This is a genomic window from Desulfogranum marinum, from assembly GCF_016918565.1.
GTDB lineage: Bacteria > Desulfobacterota > Desulfobulbia > Desulfobulbales > Desulfobulbaceae > Desulfogranum > Desulfogranum marinum.
Window position 1 is genome coordinate 108,756 of sequence record NZ_JAFFQD010000005.1, and the last position, 17,212, is coordinate 125,967.

12 protein-coding genes are annotated in these 17,212 nt (G+C 46.8%); all 12 read left to right on the plus strand.

What is annotated here, in order from left to right:
- Positions 1-56 precede the first annotated feature (56 nt).
- The 12 genes from JWH17_RS05185 to JWH17_RS05240 all read left to right on the plus strand — a co-directional run bounded on the left by JWH17_RS05185 (position 57) and on the right by JWH17_RS05240 (position 17,031).
- Positions 57-524 (plus strand): CYTH domain-containing protein, encoded by a 468-nt coding sequence (locus tag JWH17_RS05185; protein ID WP_205221511.1) that lies wholly within the window; start codon positions 57-59, stop codon positions 522-524.
- A gap of 686 nt (positions 525-1,210) precedes the next feature.
- Complete coding sequence (locus JWH17_RS05190; RefSeq protein ID WP_205221512.1) at positions 1,211-2,467, plus strand: (Fe-S)-binding protein; 1,257 nt, start codon at positions 1,211-1,213, stop codon at positions 2,465-2,467.
- Between the two features lie 792 nt (positions 2,468-3,259).
- A complete protein-coding gene (locus tag JWH17_RS05195; protein ID WP_205221513.1) occupies positions 3,260-3,745 on the plus strand; it encodes an RNA polymerase sigma factor in 486 nt (161 codons plus the stop codon).
- Positions 3,745-4,332 carry a glycogen-binding domain-containing protein gene (locus tag JWH17_RS05200; protein ID WP_205221514.1) on the plus strand — a complete coding sequence of 196 codons (588 nt, stop codon included), beginning with the start codon at positions 3,745-3,747 and terminating at the stop codon, positions 4,330-4,332. The genes JWH17_RS05195 and JWH17_RS05200 overlap by 1 nt, the downstream gene beginning before the upstream one ends.
- Entirely contained in the window at positions 4,329-4,676 is a 348-nt protein-coding gene (locus tag JWH17_RS05205; protein ID WP_205221515.1) for an early set domain-containing protein, read from the plus strand. Before JWH17_RS05200 ends, JWH17_RS05205 begins: the two co-directional genes overlap by 4 nt.
- Positions 4,677-4,805: 129 nt before the next feature.
- The gene (locus JWH17_RS05210) at positions 4,806-5,813 is read left to right on the plus strand and encodes a hypothetical protein (RefSeq protein ID WP_205221516.1); all 1,008 of its coding nucleotides are present in this window, start codon (positions 4,806-4,808) and stop codon (positions 5,811-5,813) included.
- A gap of 46 nt (positions 5,814-5,859) precedes the next feature.
- Positions 5,860-6,033 (plus strand): hypothetical protein, encoded by a 174-nt coding sequence (locus tag JWH17_RS05215; protein ID WP_205221517.1) that lies wholly within the window; start codon positions 5,860-5,862, stop codon positions 6,031-6,033.
- 290 nt (positions 6,034-6,323) lie between these two features.
- Positions 6,324-6,569: a FeoA family protein gene (locus JWH17_RS05220; protein WP_205221518.1), complete on the plus strand. Its 246-nt coding sequence runs from the start codon at positions 6,324-6,326 to the stop codon at positions 6,567-6,569.
- Positions 6,562-8,700, plus strand: coding sequence for a ferrous iron transport protein B (gene feoB / locus JWH17_RS05225; protein WP_205221519.1), 2,139 nt, complete (start codon positions 6,562-6,564; stop codon positions 8,698-8,700). Before JWH17_RS05220 ends, feoB begins: the two co-directional genes overlap by 8 nt.
- A gap of 236 nt (positions 8,701-8,936) precedes the next feature.
- Positions 8,937-13,193, plus strand: coding sequence for a PEP/pyruvate-binding domain-containing protein (locus tag JWH17_RS05230; RefSeq protein WP_205221520.1), 4,257 nt, complete (start codon positions 8,937-8,939; stop codon positions 13,191-13,193).
- Positions 13,194-13,212: 19 nt separating this feature from the next.
- A complete protein-coding gene (locus JWH17_RS05235; protein WP_332468371.1) occupies positions 13,213-16,161 on the plus strand; it encodes a heavy metal translocating P-type ATPase in 2,949 nt (982 codons plus the stop codon).
- 12 nt (positions 16,162-16,173) lie between these two features.
- Positions 16,174-17,031, plus strand: a complete 858-nt coding sequence (locus JWH17_RS05240; RefSeq protein ID WP_205221521.1) for a hypothetical protein — start codon at positions 16,174-16,176, stop codon at positions 17,029-17,031.
- Positions 17,032-17,212: the final 181 nt, after the last annotated feature.

Here is a 17,212-nt window from a genome sequence, read left to right on the forward strand (position 1 = left end):
TACCTGAAAAACAATACTAAAGGAAATAGAATAATTCCAGCACAAGGAGAGCAGGCATGGGAATAGAAATAGAACGAAAATTTTTACTGGTTGGCGAAGCGTGGAAAAAATTGGCCCAAGGGGTTCGTTATCGTCAAGGATACCTGAGTACAAGCAAAGAATCGACCGTGCGGGTAAGAACCATTGAAAATACAGGCTACCTGACCGTAAAAGGAAAGAGCACCGGGGCGACCAGAAGCGAATTTGAGTATGAAATCCCGGTGGAAGACGCCAATACCATGCTCGACCAGCTATGCGCCAAACCGCTGATTGAAAAAAAAAGGTACAAGATCGAGTATGAGGGCTTTACCTGGGAGGTGGATGAGTTTTTTGGTGAGAATCAAGGGTTGGTCGTAGCCGAAATAGAGCTTGAAAGTGAAGACCAGCCCTATACAAAACCGGAATGGGTGGGAGCAGAAGTGACCCAAGACCAACGCTATTTTAATTCAAATCTTGCTCGAAATCCTTATTGCCGCTGGGAGTAAGCATATCTCAAAAGAACCTTTTTGCAGGGCTCACTGCAAAAAGGTTTTGTTAAAGCCATGCAGAGCCGCCACTCCAGCTATAGGGGCCACTCATTTAGTTCCCTTTAGGTTTTTTATTCTATTACCTAAATCTTGCATGTCAAACATGACAAAAAAAGCTTTTAATTATGTTTTTTCAGACTGTTATCGGTTTTATCAACAAGAAATCAGTTCACTTTTTATGTGAGTTACATTTAAGAGCATTTTTCTCATGCTTGCCACCCTTCGGGATTGCCAATTTTACCGAATCTGCTTTGTTTGCGCACAGTTGAAGTACTACAGTACGTCTGCGTGTACGCAGCCTCGCACCTTCGGCAAACTTGGCAATTGCAGGATTTAGGTATTAATTGAGTATATCGCTATCGGTAATATTACCAGTAGGGTCGAATTCCGTTTTCGATAGTAATTTTTCCAACTGTGAAAAATTAGTGCAACTAAACATGAAATCCCCGCGAATGAGGGGCTGGCGAAACAGTAAATGTACAGTAATAAGGTTCAACTACCCACAGCATTCTTAAGCTAATATTGGTATGATGCATCCTATATTTGCGAATCCTAATCATAAAGGGGTGTGTTCAGCGAATCAACTTCAGAAGTGACAAACAACCTAAACTGATTCGTACGGTAAGGAAGGGAGTAGAGCTACAATGGCAATTTCAGATCATTACGGTGAAGAAAAACAACGCTTTCTAGAGAACTGTGTACAGTGTGGGATTTGCGCTGAAGTATGCCCGATTTTGCCCCATGCTGACATGAGAGATATTTCCTCACAGGACATTCAGGAAGGGGTTTTTAGCTTCATAGATACCGGGACTCCCAACCAGCATGCTTATACAAAAGCTTTTGCCTGCATGGAATGTTTCAAGTGTACTGCGAATATCTGCCCTGAAGACCTCAACCCAATGTTAGTGAATGAGCTTATTAAGGGTGAGTATATTTCTCGTGGGTTGGCAGAAAAGGCATATGGTGACCAGCAAGAACCTAGCAGCATTCACCGGGTACTTGCCAGCATTCAGGTTTCAGGGTCTGATTACCGCAAAATCACTAAACCGAGCAATAAAAAGAACGCCCGTTACATTTTCTTTCCTGGCTGCAACGTTTATTTCCAACCGGACAAAATCCTTAATGCCTTGGATATTATGGATGCAATCGGTGATGACTACGCATTTCTCCCTGGATTGGATAATTGTTGCGGAGATAGTTGTATGTTTGCGGGCGATATAAACAAGGGGGGACAGCAGGCCGAATCACTGATTGCCACAATCGCTGAGTTTCAACCTGAAGCTGTTGTTTTATGGTGTCCAACCTGTCATTGCCGTTTTGATAAGAGCATTGCACCCACCTTGGATATTCCTTTCCAAATACTGTCTTTTCCGCAGTATCTCGCCGCAAACATGAACAAACTCTCCCTTTCAGATGCTTCCGCCGGGGTAGTTACCCTTCATGAACCCTGCAAGTCGGCCTACACCAGTTTAGACTTCGATGGACCCCGTGGAGTATTGAGGCAATTGCCAGGGGTGACTCTTACTGAGATGACGCATCATGGCCCGGAAACAAGTTGCTGTGGCAGTGGTGCTGACTGCTGGTTCCAGGAAAGTTCTTCCCAGATGCGTGAGAATCGTTTGAAAGAAGCAGATCAAACCGGTGCGGATCGATTGGTTACCATATGTCATTATTGTGGACAAACATTTGGACAAGAAGAAGAACGTTTTAATTTCAAAGTTACCAATTATGTTAATATGGTTGCTAAAGCTATGGGTATCCAGCGTGATGATACGTTTAAAAAATATGCTCTCTGGCGAGATTTGGATCGTATTCTAAGCGACACGGCCAAGTCTCTTCAAGAATCACCTTTTGAAAAAAATAAAATCATTGAGGTGATAAAAACTGTTTTCATCAGATAGACGAAATATCAATTGAAAAGGTTAAGGTTACCAGTTCAAATCATTGTACAATCACAGAGACATTAAATTGAAGGTGTTTCCTGTTTATACGTAACAAATCCTCCCCAGCAAAAGTCAATATCTTTCCACTATATGTTGACCTCGTGTCTACAGAAGATGTAAAATCCTGTAGTTGACTTGTAGCCGTTGCAACGCCACATGTACTCCACAAAAGATCACAAAAAAACCTGCTACATTGTGGATCAAACATTACTTATCACACAAATTCAATAAGTTGTACTATATATCCGCCGCCGCTTTAATTCAAATATTTTTCAGGATTCCGAGAACTTACCCCATACTTGAATTGATAGTGGTTTCTTTTTGCTGAGCAAAGGGAGAAGGCAAGTTGCCAATATTTTGTGCCGGAGGGCACAGCCTGCTGTTAACCCTATCGGGTTGTCAGGAAGAGGGGGCTGTTACGAGTTGGAATTAGAGATGCTTCCGGATGATCTTGGACGGCATAAACTTGCTGGATTTTAAAGATGCCCATAGGGCTTAGCTGATGTAGAATTTCAAAGGATTAGCTACTTCCTGACACCCTCAGTCAATTATTTTCCAGAAAATATAATAGTAGAATATTGTATTGTCTATTTTAAATGATAGGGCAGCGCACAGGTATCATTCCGATTCGTCTCTCCCCTTTCAGTCACTTTCCTTCCCAAAAAAAATAGAGAAAGAATGTAACCTTTTTTATACCGTACTGTTGTATCTATAGATAGCTGTTAACGTAGAACTCTACAGGGCATAACCGTGGAAAAAGTAGCTACATATCAACGGTTTTATACGGACCAGAAGAATCGGCTTTTCAGTTACCTGTTTTTTCGGTGTGGTGACAGAGAGGTCGCCAGGGATATTACCCAGGAGAGTTTTACCCGCCATTTTAAGCAGTATGGCACTGCGCAGAAGACACTCATCCCCAGCCTGCTGTTTACCATTGCCCGTAATGCGCTGGTGGATTATCAGCGCAATCGATATAAGCAAAATACCTTAAACCCTCCTCAGGTTGTTATTCCCGATGAGGAGTCGACCTTTATCCGTAAAGAGGAGCATTCGCGAATCCTCCAGGCAATGGGCAAACTCTCTGAACAGGACCGAGAAATACTCACGCTGGCAGTTGGCGGTATGGCCTATAAGGAGATTGGCGCTCTACTGGATTTGAGTATTGCCAATGTAAAAGTGCGCGTCCATCGGGCAAGGAAAACACTTCAGGAGCTACTAAGCGACAAGGTGATATAATGGAACAGTTCATAAGCATGTACATTGATAATGAACTCTCCCTGGATGAAAAAAAGCTGTTTGTAGGTCAGGTTGCAATAAACAAGCGATACCGCGAAGAGGTGTTGGACCTGCTCGAGCAGGAAAAACTGCTGGCCGGTGCACTGGTCCATGATGTAGCTGATCTGGAGATGCCCTCTGGAAAAAGTGCAAACACCTGGCACACCCTCGGCTTGGGGCTGGCAGCATGTGTGGCGCTTTGTTTTTCTTTTTTCGCGGGATCCTTTTTTCCGCAAACTGTTGATCAACCACCTGGGAATAGTGTTGCTATAGTGGAGGCAGTAGCACAGCACCGCTTTGTCATTTACCAGCAAGGTTCGGCGCAGGTGGAGATAACAGGCAGTTTTACTGGCTGGCAAAAGGTGGCCCTCGTGCCGTCCGGTACCAATGGGTACTGGGAGGTAACCTTGCCAGTGGTATCTGGTGAACACAGGTATACCTTTATCGTCGATGGTAAAAGGCTTGTTCCAGATCCAACTGTGGATATCCAGGAGGCAGATGATTTTGGAGCAATTAACTCGATTTTAGTCGTGGAGGGTAAGGCATGACTACTTGGTTGAGAGCAAACTGGATTGCGGGGTTGTTGTTTGTGTGCCTGCTATTTTTTTCGGGCTGTGCACCCAAACATTCTATTCGGGTTGCTGGAGATTCGATCACCGTCTATTGCGAATATCCTGAAGCGAAAAAGGTTGTCTTTGCATCATCCGCTGATCGTTTTCAACTGCATGAGGCAGCTCAAGCAAAGGGTGATAGCTGGGTGGTTACTGTGCCAAAGGCAAAAGAGTTTACCTACTTCTATATGGTCGACGGGGTCGTTACCTTGCCTGAGTGCAGATATACGGTGATGGATGATTTTGGTGGGAAAAATTGTTTTTTTTCTGAAGAGTTGTAACCCCTGTGCTGTTTAGGCGTTGTATTAGTAAAGATGAAAAAAAACTGTTGTTATTGAGCTTAATAAATTGCCGTTTCATACGAACGTGGTGGTTATGACAAGTAACTTCAACTCTCAGGAGAAGAAGCGATGAAAAATATATATGTCGTTTTAATTGGGATGTTTTTTGCGACCTGCTCACTCGCTTTTGCAGATGAGCCGGTTACAGATGCTGTTGAATTGCAGCAGCGATCGCAGACGCGAGAGATGGCACAATTCATTGTTGATCAAGAGGAATTGCCGGCTCTTTTAAAGGCCATGCAAAGACAACGCTTTACCCATACCAATCAGGTTCAGGTGCAGAAAGTTATACAGGACGCCGAGCAAGAAGGACTTCCGACCAAGCCTCTAGCTGATAAAGTGTATGAAGGCATTGCCAAAGATGTAGATGAACAGAGGATTTTTCAGGCGATGACCACAGTGCGAAACAGATATGCTTATGCCTATCGTCAGGTTCGGCAGTTAGTAGATGATGCCGAGGATACACAGGTTTTGGGCAAGGTCGTTGCTGAAGCCTATACCGCCGGATTGCAACAACAAGATTATGATGAGATTGTGGAGGCATTGCAAACTCGTTTGCGAACAATGACCCGTCAGGAGGCGCGGGAGTTGGCCCTTGAGACTATGCTCACCGTCAGATTAATGGCACGGCGCGGGGTTGAATCAGTAACTGTTAGTGCCGTAGTGGTCAGCGCTTTGGAACAGTCATATGACGATGTAGATATGCAACAAATACAGAAGGCTTTCACGAGAAGGGCACGAAACGGTTCTGCCCAGGGGATTGCAAATCAGCTTGGTGAGCACATTGGCTCAGGAGGAACTGCTCAGAATTTTGGGAGATCATCAGGTTTTGGGCAGTCTCCTGGTGATGGGGCAGGTTCAGGGGGAAATTCAGGTGGCTCATCCGGTAATGGTGCCGGTAGCTCAGGCAGTTCGGGCGGTTCAGGGAATGACTCCAGTGGATCCGGCGGGAACAGTGGAGGTTCCGGTGGCTCAAGCGGCGGAGGTGGCTCTAATGGCAGCAGCGGAGGATCGGGCGGCTCAGGCGGCCAAGGTGGATCATCTGGCAATAGTGGTGGCGGAAAGGGACGATCATGAGATCACCCTTAAATAAGAAAAATGAAAAACATTAAAAAGGAAGGAATTGTTATTAAAATTGTTGTTGGCGTTATTGTCCGTTTTAATTATGGCTTTTGAGATGGTTCAAGATACTATCGTTTTGGATAAAGAATCTTATGGACCAGCACCAAACTCCGGTGATGGCATTTCTGACGGTAGTGGTTTTGAAGATGATGCTCGCTCCAGCAAAAGAAAATAGTAAGTAGGAAACATATTGGTAATATACTTTTAGCCTAGATGTTTTATCTCACCGTATTCCTAAGCCTTGTCGGTTTGAGAATACGGTGTTTTTTTGGGGGCTGATGATGAACTGCTCACTTATGTACCAACATTTTGCCTGATACATCTTTACGTGTAGGACCATGGACGAGCGATAGCTGTCGTTTGTTAGTCGCACCTAATAAAAATATTGACTTTATATTTCAATTCAATTAAATCTCGCTCCTTATAGATATTAGGTAAACCTAAAAACAATAGCCGGAGCGAAGAATGAGTGCAAACATTGTCCTTGCCAACATGCAGGCAGGAATCACCTATCAAGTAACAGGTTTTAATACCACGTCTGAGGACTATGCCACCAAGCTGTACAAAATGGGATTTGTCGAGGGGACTCCAGTGGAGCTTTCTTCGGTGAAAATAGCAGACCCGATTGTGGTCCAGATCAGGGGCAGTAGAATCGCATTACGAAAAAAAGAAGCACGCCAGGTGCTCGTTCGGGAGTGCAACAATGCATAAGATAGAAAGAATTGCTATTGCTGGTGTGCCTAATTGCGGCAAGACAACGCTTTTCAACAGCCTGACAGGTGCCCGGCAGAAGGTCGGCAACTGGCCTGGAGTTACGGTGGAAAAGATAGAAGGAACATTCCCGCTTCAGGAAAGTCGAGTGGAACTGGTAGATTTGCCGGGGACTTACAACCTCAGCCCGGACACTGAAGACCAGAAAGTAGCAGAGCGGGTTATTCGAGATGGTGAGTATGACTTGATTATCAATGTCGTGGATGCGACCAACCTGTCTCGTAACCTGTATTTAACCATGGACCTCAAAGAGCGAACCAACCAAATCATTGTCCTGCTCAACATGGTTGATGTTGCTGAGAATGAAGGTATTGAAATTGATATTGATCGGTTGAGCAAAGATCTCGGCCTGCCGGTTATTCCTGTTGTGGCAGTGGACAAGTCCTCCGTAAAAAAGGCAGTGGTTGCTATCGAACAGCGTGTCGCCGACCTGCCGGCCCATGATTCTCATGTGTCGACTAAAGAAGTCATGGATACGGTAAAAAAGTATGCCCACATCGACGCCATCTGTGGACGGGTTGCCCGTGAGAAGAAAGACCGCAGCGAAAACCTTACCACCAGAATTGACAATGTTGTCATGAACCGTTTTGCTGCAATTCCGATCTTCCTTGCCTCAATGTTTGTCACGTTCTGGTTTGCCATAGGTCTTGGCTCTGTATTTATTGATTTCTTTGATATTATTGGCGGTTTGCTTTTTGTTGATATACCCGAAGCGCTTCTCTCTGCCGTTGGTAGCCCTGAATGGCTTACGGTAGCCATTGCAGGCGGTATCGGGGCCGGGTGTCAAACCGTGGCAACCTTTATTCCTGTCGTTTTCTTCATGTTCCTGGCTCTTGCCATTCTGGAAGATTTGGGATACATGGCCCGTGTTGGCGTTGTTGCAGACAAGTTTATGAGAAAAATCGGTTTGCCCGGCTCAGCTTTCATCCCCATGATAGTTGGTTTTGGTTGTACGGTTCCTGCCGTGATGGCGGCACGGACCCTTAGCAGCAAAAGAGACCGTTTTATGACCATATTCATGGCACCATTTATGTCCTGTGGTGCCCGCCTTCCTGTGTATGCTCTTTTCTGTGCAGCTCTCTTTGGTGCGTATTCTGGTTTAGCCGTGTTTCTGATTTACCTCAGTGGTCTCTTTATGGCCATCCTCACTGGATTCTTTTTGAAAAATACGCTGTTCAAAGGAACGCCGTCCCATTTTGTGATGGATCTGCCTCTTTATCATGCCCCACGGGTAAGTGCGGTTTTCAAAAGTTCTTGGCTGCGTCTTAAGTCCTTTATCAAAAGAGCCGGTACTATTGTTGTAACAGCAGTTTTTGTCCTCAGTCTTTTCAATTCCATTGGCTATGAAAATGGTGAAATGAGCTTTGGTAATGAAGACTCGCAATCCTCGATACTCGCTCATGCTGGTAAAGCCATATCGCCAGTATTTGAACCCATGGGCATTACAAAAGATAACTGGCCTGCGTCGGTAGCTCTTTTTACCGGACTTTTTGCCAAAGAGGCCATTGTCGGTACCGTGAACGCACTCTATTCCTCAATGGACATGAACCAAGCAACGGTAGCGGAAGTAGCTGAGGAGCCGGCTGAACTTGATATAGGCGGGACAATAACCGAAGCCTTTACCACCGTGGGTGAAGGATTAGTGGGTGTGATCAGTAGCGTAGATTTACTCGGCCTAGGATTGATAGCCGAAGACCAAGAAACGATTTCTGAAGAAATTGGAGCGAGCTCCTCTGTTTACAAGCATATTGCAGCAAATTTCACCGTATTCTCTGCCTTTGCCTATTTGCTCTTTGTTCTCATGTATTTTCCTTGTCTTGCAGTTATCGGCGCAGCCCGTAAGGAAATGGGAGGCTACTATGCAGCGGTAATGGCGATTTATGCCACCTTGCTGGCCTGGGCTGTGGCCACTTTCTTTTATCAGGTGACTGAAGGACATAATGTCGTCTATATTCTGCTCTCTTTGCTCACTTTGGTTGGCATTTATGGTTGGTTGTATCTACTGGGCAAGAAGGAGCAGGAAAAGACGCTGGCACTAGCTCCGTTGCCAATAATTAAAAATTGCTCTTAAGTTTCAGCCAGTAATGAAAGTCTGACGTTTCATTCTTTATGTAAACACTCAATACAACCTTTCATTTTATCTGAATGGAAGGTTGTATACTGTGAATTTCCCGATTTTGGTCAGGGGCCGTGTCATCTTCTTCTCTTCCTTTCCTGTCGTAAAAACAACTGCTGACTTTCAGGGCAATCCGTTTTACATTTCTATGCGTACATTTATTTATTGTTAATTTTTCATTGAGGCAGCCCATGACTTCCCTTGGATCATCACCAGCCATTGAATCAGATGCGTTGAAAGCAAATCTCCAGGAAACAGCTGGTGAGGTGGAGATAAACCCGACGTATATGCCTCTCTATGAGATAATCAGTGGCTATAAAGGGCTGGCGACCAAAATCGAGACGCTGTTGTATGAAATCAGTCATCCTTACCGGAACTGGAAAATGCTTATTCCTGAGCTGCGGGCCTTTGCTCTAAAGAATTTACATCATTACCGGAAGCATGAGCAGGGGCCGCAATCGTTTGCCTTGTTCACCAGTATATTTTTTGAGGCCCTGGAAGATTCCTATAAAAATGAGCAAATGGTCTCTCGGATCATTGAAGCGCTCCTTGCTTATGCCGATAAACTGGTGGCATCGTTGGGGCCGGAATCCCTGCCTCTGTATGAACAGGAACTCAATCTATTTTTTAATAAGCTTCACCGTCTCGATGCAAACAGACCCGATATTATGATGTTTATTGTCCAGGGGCATCATCCGGTGCGTAAGATTGCCGAATGTGTTTTAAGCCTGTGGCAGGAGATGGAGGAGAAAGCTTTTCACCTTGGGGAACTGGCAATTTTGGTGCAGGTAATCCTCAAACGAAATTATGAATACTGGCTGAGCGAAGAGGACCCGCTTCCCTGGTTTGAAGCCAGATGTGGCGAGTATTGCAAAAATTGGCATGCTGGGGATTACCTGGTGGCCATTTCCCACAAGCAGATACGGATCCATCAGGAACGTTTGCAGCAGGTTGATATTGTCGATGATCCGGAAACGGGCTTGGTCACTATGGCTGGATTACCGAACCACATGGACATTGTTCGTCTTTACCGGAGCATCCCTTCCCATCTGGTTGCCGACCCGATAGATGAGCTTGAGGCCCATTTTATTGAGAACAGGAAGTTGCTGTTTCTTTTTCGGATTATGGAGACAGACGGTTTGCGTCTCATTCATGAAGAAACACTGCGGGAGATCAATCGATCCCTGGTACAGCTTATTCGCAGCCAGAGTTTTGAAGAGATTGAACGTTTTTTTACCACTACCTTTCAGCTGCTCAAGGCAAATGTGCGTCGTTATCCCCATACCTCTCTGCAGTGTATTCAGGTGATCGGTAACGAAGTTTTTAAGCGGGGCAACTCAAGTCTGGTGGAGGCTTTTTTGTGGGAGGCTGTCCGGTTTGGATTTCAATATGCAAATGTTCGCGGCGTGGATGAGGATTGGCAACCCATTGCTAACCCCGCTCATTTAAGTAATATCAGGATCTGGCTCAATTTGATCCAACAGGAGCCCAAATGGTGTGCCACCCTGTTTTCCGCCCTGATTATTAATATTCGTATCAGTGGGGTCTGTGTAAAAGATACAGACCTGTTCCAGCGAGATATCACTGACCTGCTCAATCATCCCATTGAGCCGATCTACAATCTTGCCAAGCAGTTCACCAAGCTCATGCCCGTCTTCTTTAATGAAATAGGGGCAGAAGGCGAGTTGCGTGATGTCTCAACCGAGATCGATGAGATCCACAAACGTAAGGATCTGCTTATCCATTTTTTGCGCAAACAGGCCCATGTGGAATCAAGTAATCTCATCGTAGGCTTTATCGAGGCAATATTTACCTTCTGGATCACGCTTGATAAGACCTATTTAGAAGATTACCTGCCCATAGAGGTGCTGGAGCAGGTGGAAGAGAGCGGTTTGTTTGTTGATGATCAACATCGGCTGGCGCAGCGCATCAAAGAGCAACTTCGCTTTAGCAGGATGGAGCAGATACTGGACTGGGATGATAGTGACCGTCAGCAGTTCCTGGCAGCCCAAAACGATATAGCCAAGGATGAACTGAAACGGTTTAACCTGCTGGTTAAAATGTATAAGTTGCTCCATCAGAAATATCATCTCAGCCTGCCGGAACTGCATCTGCAATTGCAGTATGCCATCCAAAATGGATTTCCGGAGCTGGAAAATTTGATGGATATCCTGGCAGAAGATGATCCTTTCCAGTGCCTTGATGCATTGTTGGGGCAGCTTGAACACCTGCGCCAGGTTATACTCAGCGAGGAGCGGTTTGAACCTAATGAAGAAATTTACTACAAACGGCATATTGCGGTCGATATCCCATCGGTATATGGACGTTACAGCGAACGTAAATTTGATTCCCTTGGTTTGACCTTTCGTCTGGAAAGTCTGGCTAATATTTATCTTGAGCGGTTGTTTGAAACCGTTAACCTCTCATTTATCACCCAGGCAACCTTTATTCATATCCTGAAGTGTCTCCGTTTTTTTTCCAGAGCCCTGCAGATCGACGGTATCACCAGTAGACGGTTGGATACCTACAGCAACCTGCTGGCGTCTTCCATTGGCATTAAACGGTTTTCTTACACCCAGCACCTCGACATCATGCGTGGTCTGTCCGAAGGGGTAAAAGATATTATATATGCCTATTATACCAACATTCATCAGAATAATTTGTCTATTGTGGTGCCTCAGGTAGGGCGGGAAAATTTGCTCGGCAAGTATTGTTCCCTTTGGGATGAGGAGAATATTCCGGAGACAGTCCTCCGGATATCCGAGTCTTTTTTTAGGGAACTGATTTCCACTGCCTTTGGATTGCAGCATCTGGATAATTTTATCGGCAAGATTATCCAGACCCTGGAAGCCCAAAAAGACATTCTTGACGAGGATACCCTTGATCTGTTGATGTCGTATAATCCAGAGAAGGCGATCAGTGCGCTTCACGACGAAAACATGCGCACCCACAACCTTATTCATCTTGGCAATAAGGGATTTAACCTGGTGGTTATGGCACGGGATGAAAAACCAGTGCCGCCGGCCTTTATTATTACCACTGAAATTTTTCGTTGCTACGAAGCGGTGCGTAAGTTTGACCGTGCCAGGGATGAGTTCATGCAACGGGTTCGTGGTTCGATCACGGAAATTGAAAAATTGACTGGGACCGTGTTTGGTGGTGTGGATCGGCCACTGCTGCTTTCTGTTCGATCCGGTTCGGCCATGTCCATGCCTGGCATGATGACTACCATCCATAATGTGGGCACCAACGAGGAGCTGGTGGAGGAATTCGTCGCTCTGCATCCGGATTCGGCTGCTTTTGCCTGGGATAATTATCGTCGGTTTTTGCAGTCCTGGGGTATGTCTCACGGAATGGACCGGGAAGATTTTCAGGAGTTGATGAATGAGCAAAAAGAGCGGCAGAATGTCCGCTTGAAAAAAGATTTTTCTCCAGAGGCGATGCATGAGCTGGCACTGAGCTATCAGCAGGCGATCCGCAACCGGGGATATGGGATGCCGGAAGATCCCTGGCTGCAGCTTATCGGTGCGGTTGAAGTGGTACTGGATTCATGGAATGCTCATAAGGCAAAGGAATATCGGCGGTTAATGGATGTTTCAGACGACTGGGGAACAGCGGTGATTGTCCAGGCCATGGTGTATGGTAACATTAGCCCCCAGGCCGGCAGTGGGGTGTTGTTTACCGCCCACCCTTACCGCAAGGTTCGTCGGGTTGCTCTTTGGGGAGATTATGCCCCTGGTGATCAGGGGGAGGATATTGTGTCCGGTTTGGTGACAAGTTATCCGGTTTCGGTTGAACAAGCTGAGCTTGATGGTCGTGATGAACGAAACAGCCTGGAATTGAGGTTTCCTGAAATTTATAACAGGTTGCGTGATATCAGCCGTGAACTGGTATACGAGAAGGGATGGAATCCCCAGGAGATTGAATTCACCTTTGAGGGGCCGGAACCGGAAAAACTCTATATCCTCCAGACCAGGGATATGATCACAATCAAGAAAAAAGAGCACCTTAACGTGTTTGTTGATAGCGATCTTGCCCATAATAACATTCTTACCAAGGGGATAGGTGTCTCCGGGTCAGCCATGTCGGGACGGGCAGTGTTTACCGAGGAGAACATTAAACAGTTACGCCAGGAAGAGGATGCCGGAGACCTTATTCTCCTTCGTCAGGATACTGTTCCGGAAGATATCCGGGAAATTTCCATGGTCGACGGGCTGATTACTTCCAGAGGGGGCCAGACATCTCATGCCTCCGTGGTGGCCACCCGGTTGGAAAAAACCTGTGTGGTTGGTTGTCGCGATATGGCGGTGTACGAAGCTGAGGAATATGCGGAAGTAAACGGATGTAGGATTAATTTTGGGGACCCTGTCTCCATTGATGGACGCCATGGTTTGTTGATAAAAGGCAATTATCCCTTGCAGGAAGAGATACATATTCTGCCCTTGTAATGTGAAGAGGGGAGAAGCTGTGAAAAGCAGTTATTTGGTGGACAAAGGATATAAGATGATACATGCAGCAGGGAATTCGCCCTATGTAATAACGGTTACCGACATGACCTGTGAGCATTGTGAAAAAAGGGTACATGATATTATCAGTGCGGTGGAAGGGGTCTGTAAAGTTGAGGTCGATCTTGCCGGCGGCAAAGTAACTGTTACCGGAGGGGTAGAGCAGGACGTCGTGGCAGCTGTAAAGGAAGGAGGCTACCAGGCCTCTTCCCTGGAGAGCGATCCGGGGGGCGTGCAACAGGTGGTTAAAGGAGCTGGTAGACAAGGACGTGATAGTTTTATGGTGCATGTCGCTGACATGAGCTGTTCCAGCTGCGTGCATGCTGTAGAGAAAGCAGCGTTGAGTACGGATGGTGTGGTCAAAGCCGAGGCTGATCTGCTTGCCAAAAACGTTTTGGTAGCAGGAGGCAATCCGGATGCTGTGATTGCAGCCATTCGTGACCGTGGTTATCAGGCTGAGGCAGTGCCCAGGAAAAAGAGCGTGTCCGGTGAGGGGGAATACTGGCTTTCTGTCCGTGATATGACCTGCTCAAGTTGCGTGCATAATGTTGAACAGGCAGCGCAAGCGGTGAGCGGAGTACAGAGTGCCCAAGTGAGCCTGCTGGAAAAGAAGGTAAGGGTTGTTGGCGGTGATCCGGCAGCGGTGGTCGCAGCCATTATAGAGCATGGGTATGATGCATCCTTGCCCGAAGGAGCACCGACTGCCGGGAGTTTTATTATCCGTTTTACCAACAGGCTCGGTGAACAGGAAAAAAGTAAGATCCGGGAAATTATCCAAAGAGAAGACGGTGAGGCTGATCTGCAGATGTTCGCCGACCACTTTTTGGTTACCACAACTGCTCATCCTGCAGACGTTTTCTTTGCGCTGAACGATGCGGGCCTTGCCGGTGTTATGGAAGAGACCTATGTCGATCCTCACTTGCAACAGGCTGCGGAAAGTCGAAAAGAGATTGTTCGTTCATGGCAGCGAGCTGTAGTCGCGGCTGGGGTGGGGGCTGTAATTATGGTTGGGCATATGGGCGGTTTTTTCCCTGCTGTACAGGACAATCAGTGGTTCTGGGGCGGTATCGCTTTGCTTTGTCTCTTCACCATGTGGTTCAGCGGTCGCACCTATTATGTAACAGCCTGGAAAATGGCCCGCCATTTTTCTTCCAATATGGATACCCTGGTAGCCCTGGGAACAGCTGCTGCATGGAGTGCGTCGGTACTGGTCATCATTAATCCTGATTTTTTACCGGGGCAGGCCAGCCACCTCTACCTGGATGCCTCGGTGATGATTCTGGCCTTTTTACAACTGGGGCATGGTTTGGAGGTAAGGGCCAAAAGAAAAACCAGTGAAGCTATCGGTTCCCTGGTGGGGTTGCAGGCCAAGACAGGGCACCTGCAACGGTCGGAAAGGACGGTTGATGTACCTGCTTCCCTCATTCGGCCGGATGACTTACTTCGGGTAAGGCCTGGTGAAAAGATACCCACCGATGGTGTGATAGAGGAAGGCGGGTCAACGGTTGATGAGTCTATGCTTACCGGTGAGCCGCTGGCAGTGAAAAAAAATGTCGGGGACAGTGTAACCGGCGGGACCATCAACCGGGCAGGTACTTTTCTTTTCCGGGTAACAAAAAACAGCGATGAGACTGCTCTTTCCCAGATTATCAGCATGGTAAAAGCGGCACAGCTTTCCAAACCGCCCATCGGGAGACTGGTCGATAAGGTGGCTGCCGTTTTTGTACCTTGTGTAATTGCTATTGCCATTGTGACTTTCGGCATCTGGTACCTGGTGGGTCCGGAACCGAGTCCGGCCTTTGCCTTGACAGCAGGTATCGCCGTACTGGTTATCGCCTGTCCCTGTTCTCTTGGCCTGGCCACCCCTATTGCGATCATGGTGGGCATGAGCAGGGCTGCTGAATGTAATGTGTTAATCAGAAACTCTGAAGCACTGCAGACCGCCTCCTCTTTGACCCATATTGTTGTCGATAAAACCGGTACCCTCACCAGGGGCAAACCAACTGTGACTCGGGTGGTCTCAGCGGGATCGGCCACAGAAGAGGAAATTTTACAGTTGGCGGCTAGTCTTGAGATACACTCCGAGCACCCCCTGGCCGAGGCAGTACTGGATGCATCTGCCGGTAAAAAAGTAATTCCTGATAGGTTGACTGATTTTACAGCCGTGGCTGGTCGGGGGGTAAAAGCGCGCAATAAAGAAGAATGGGTGTACCTTGGAAACCATCATCTGATGGCAGAACAAGGGGCCGCTCTTGATCCGCAATTACGCACTATTGCCAATGAAGAAGCTACCCTTGGCGGCACACCGATTTGGCTTGGACAAGGGCAAACAGTAGTGGGGTTACTTATTTTAAAAGATCCATTGCGCAAAGATTCGATTGAGGCCGTCAGCCAGCTGCAACATCGTGGCATTCAAGTGGTGATGTGTACCGGGGATAACCGGAAAACAGCAGACGCAGTGGCTGAACAGCTTGGCATTTCCATGGTGCACAGTGAAGTGCTGCCCCAGGAAAAGCAGGATGTCGTCAAGACGCTGCAGGATCAGGGGGCATTGGTCGGTATGGTCGGTGACGGGGTCAACGATGCTCCGGCGCTTGCCCAGGCAGATACAGGGTTTGCCATCGGCAGCGGCACCGACGTGGCCATAGAAAATGCTGATATCACCCTGACCGGTGATTCCCTGCAACACGTTGCCGCCGCTGTTGCCATATCGCGTGCTACTTTGCGCAACATAAAGCAAAATCTCTTTGGAGCCTTTGTCTATAACGCGCTCGGTATTCCACTGGCTGCCGGGCTCTTTTTTCCTTTCACAGGCTGGCTGCTGGAGCCCATGTTTGCCAGTGCTGCCATGGCCTTGTCTTCGGTCACTGTTGTTACCAACGCTAACCGGCTTCGCTTTTTTAAACCATAATAAGACGTCCATATGCACACGCTTTACGAACGGATCACCTATCTCTTTGATCCACTGCATGCCTTTTATGAACACGAGAATCTTCACCGTAAACTTTCGACGGTTCTCGTGTTCCTTTTTTTGGTCAGTCTGCTGGTTATTGAATTGAACCGGAGACATTTTTTACCGGTTCCACTGGCAGGAATGCTTCCTGCCAACCACTTTTATGCAGTGCAGATGGCTTTTTCCATTATCCTTGTATTGGAGGTGATCAGCCTGATTTTTGTTCTGCCCTGTTCTTTTTCCAGGTCGCTTGGCAAACAGTTTGAGATACTCTCCCTTATTCTGATCCGTAATGCCTTTAAAGAGCTTTCTTACTTTCCCGAACCAATCACCTATCTGGGAAATGAGGAAAAAATTCTCCATATTCTTTCCAATGGATTTGGCGCCCTGCTTATTTTCGCCTTGCTGGGAGTGTATTACAAGATTCAGGTCCGGGCAGAGGAACAAAGTAAGCCCATGGATATTTTAGGTTTTGTGGCAGCTAAAAAAGGAATTTCCCTGCTGTTGCTGGCTGCATTTGTTATTATGGGAGGGTATTCCGTTGTACAGAACAGCGTAGGGGAGGGGCATGTAGATTTCTTTCACGATTTTTATACCCTGCTCATCCTTACCGATATTCTTATCGTTCTTATTTCCCAGTGTTTTCATCCGTCCGCCAAGTTTGTGTTTCGCAATTCCGGTTATGCGCTGTCAACCCTGATGATCCGTATTGCCTTGGTGGCACCGGTATATTTTAATGTGTTACTTGGCGGTGCGGCCATTGGTTTTGCGATTCTTCTTTCTCTGATCAGTAATCATCTCTTTCCTGAAACAGTACACAGGGGATAGTTTGCAGCGACCCTGAGCCTTGTGAGATGGCCTAGCCAAAGGTCAGTCCATCCAGCATTATTTTTTTCAGTATTTCGGTAATGAATATAGTCTACTGTCGGAGTCTGCGCTTACCATAGTCTACGCTTCCTATTCATTACATTTCTGAAAACTTTGAACCTGAGGTTGCCTGAACTGACGA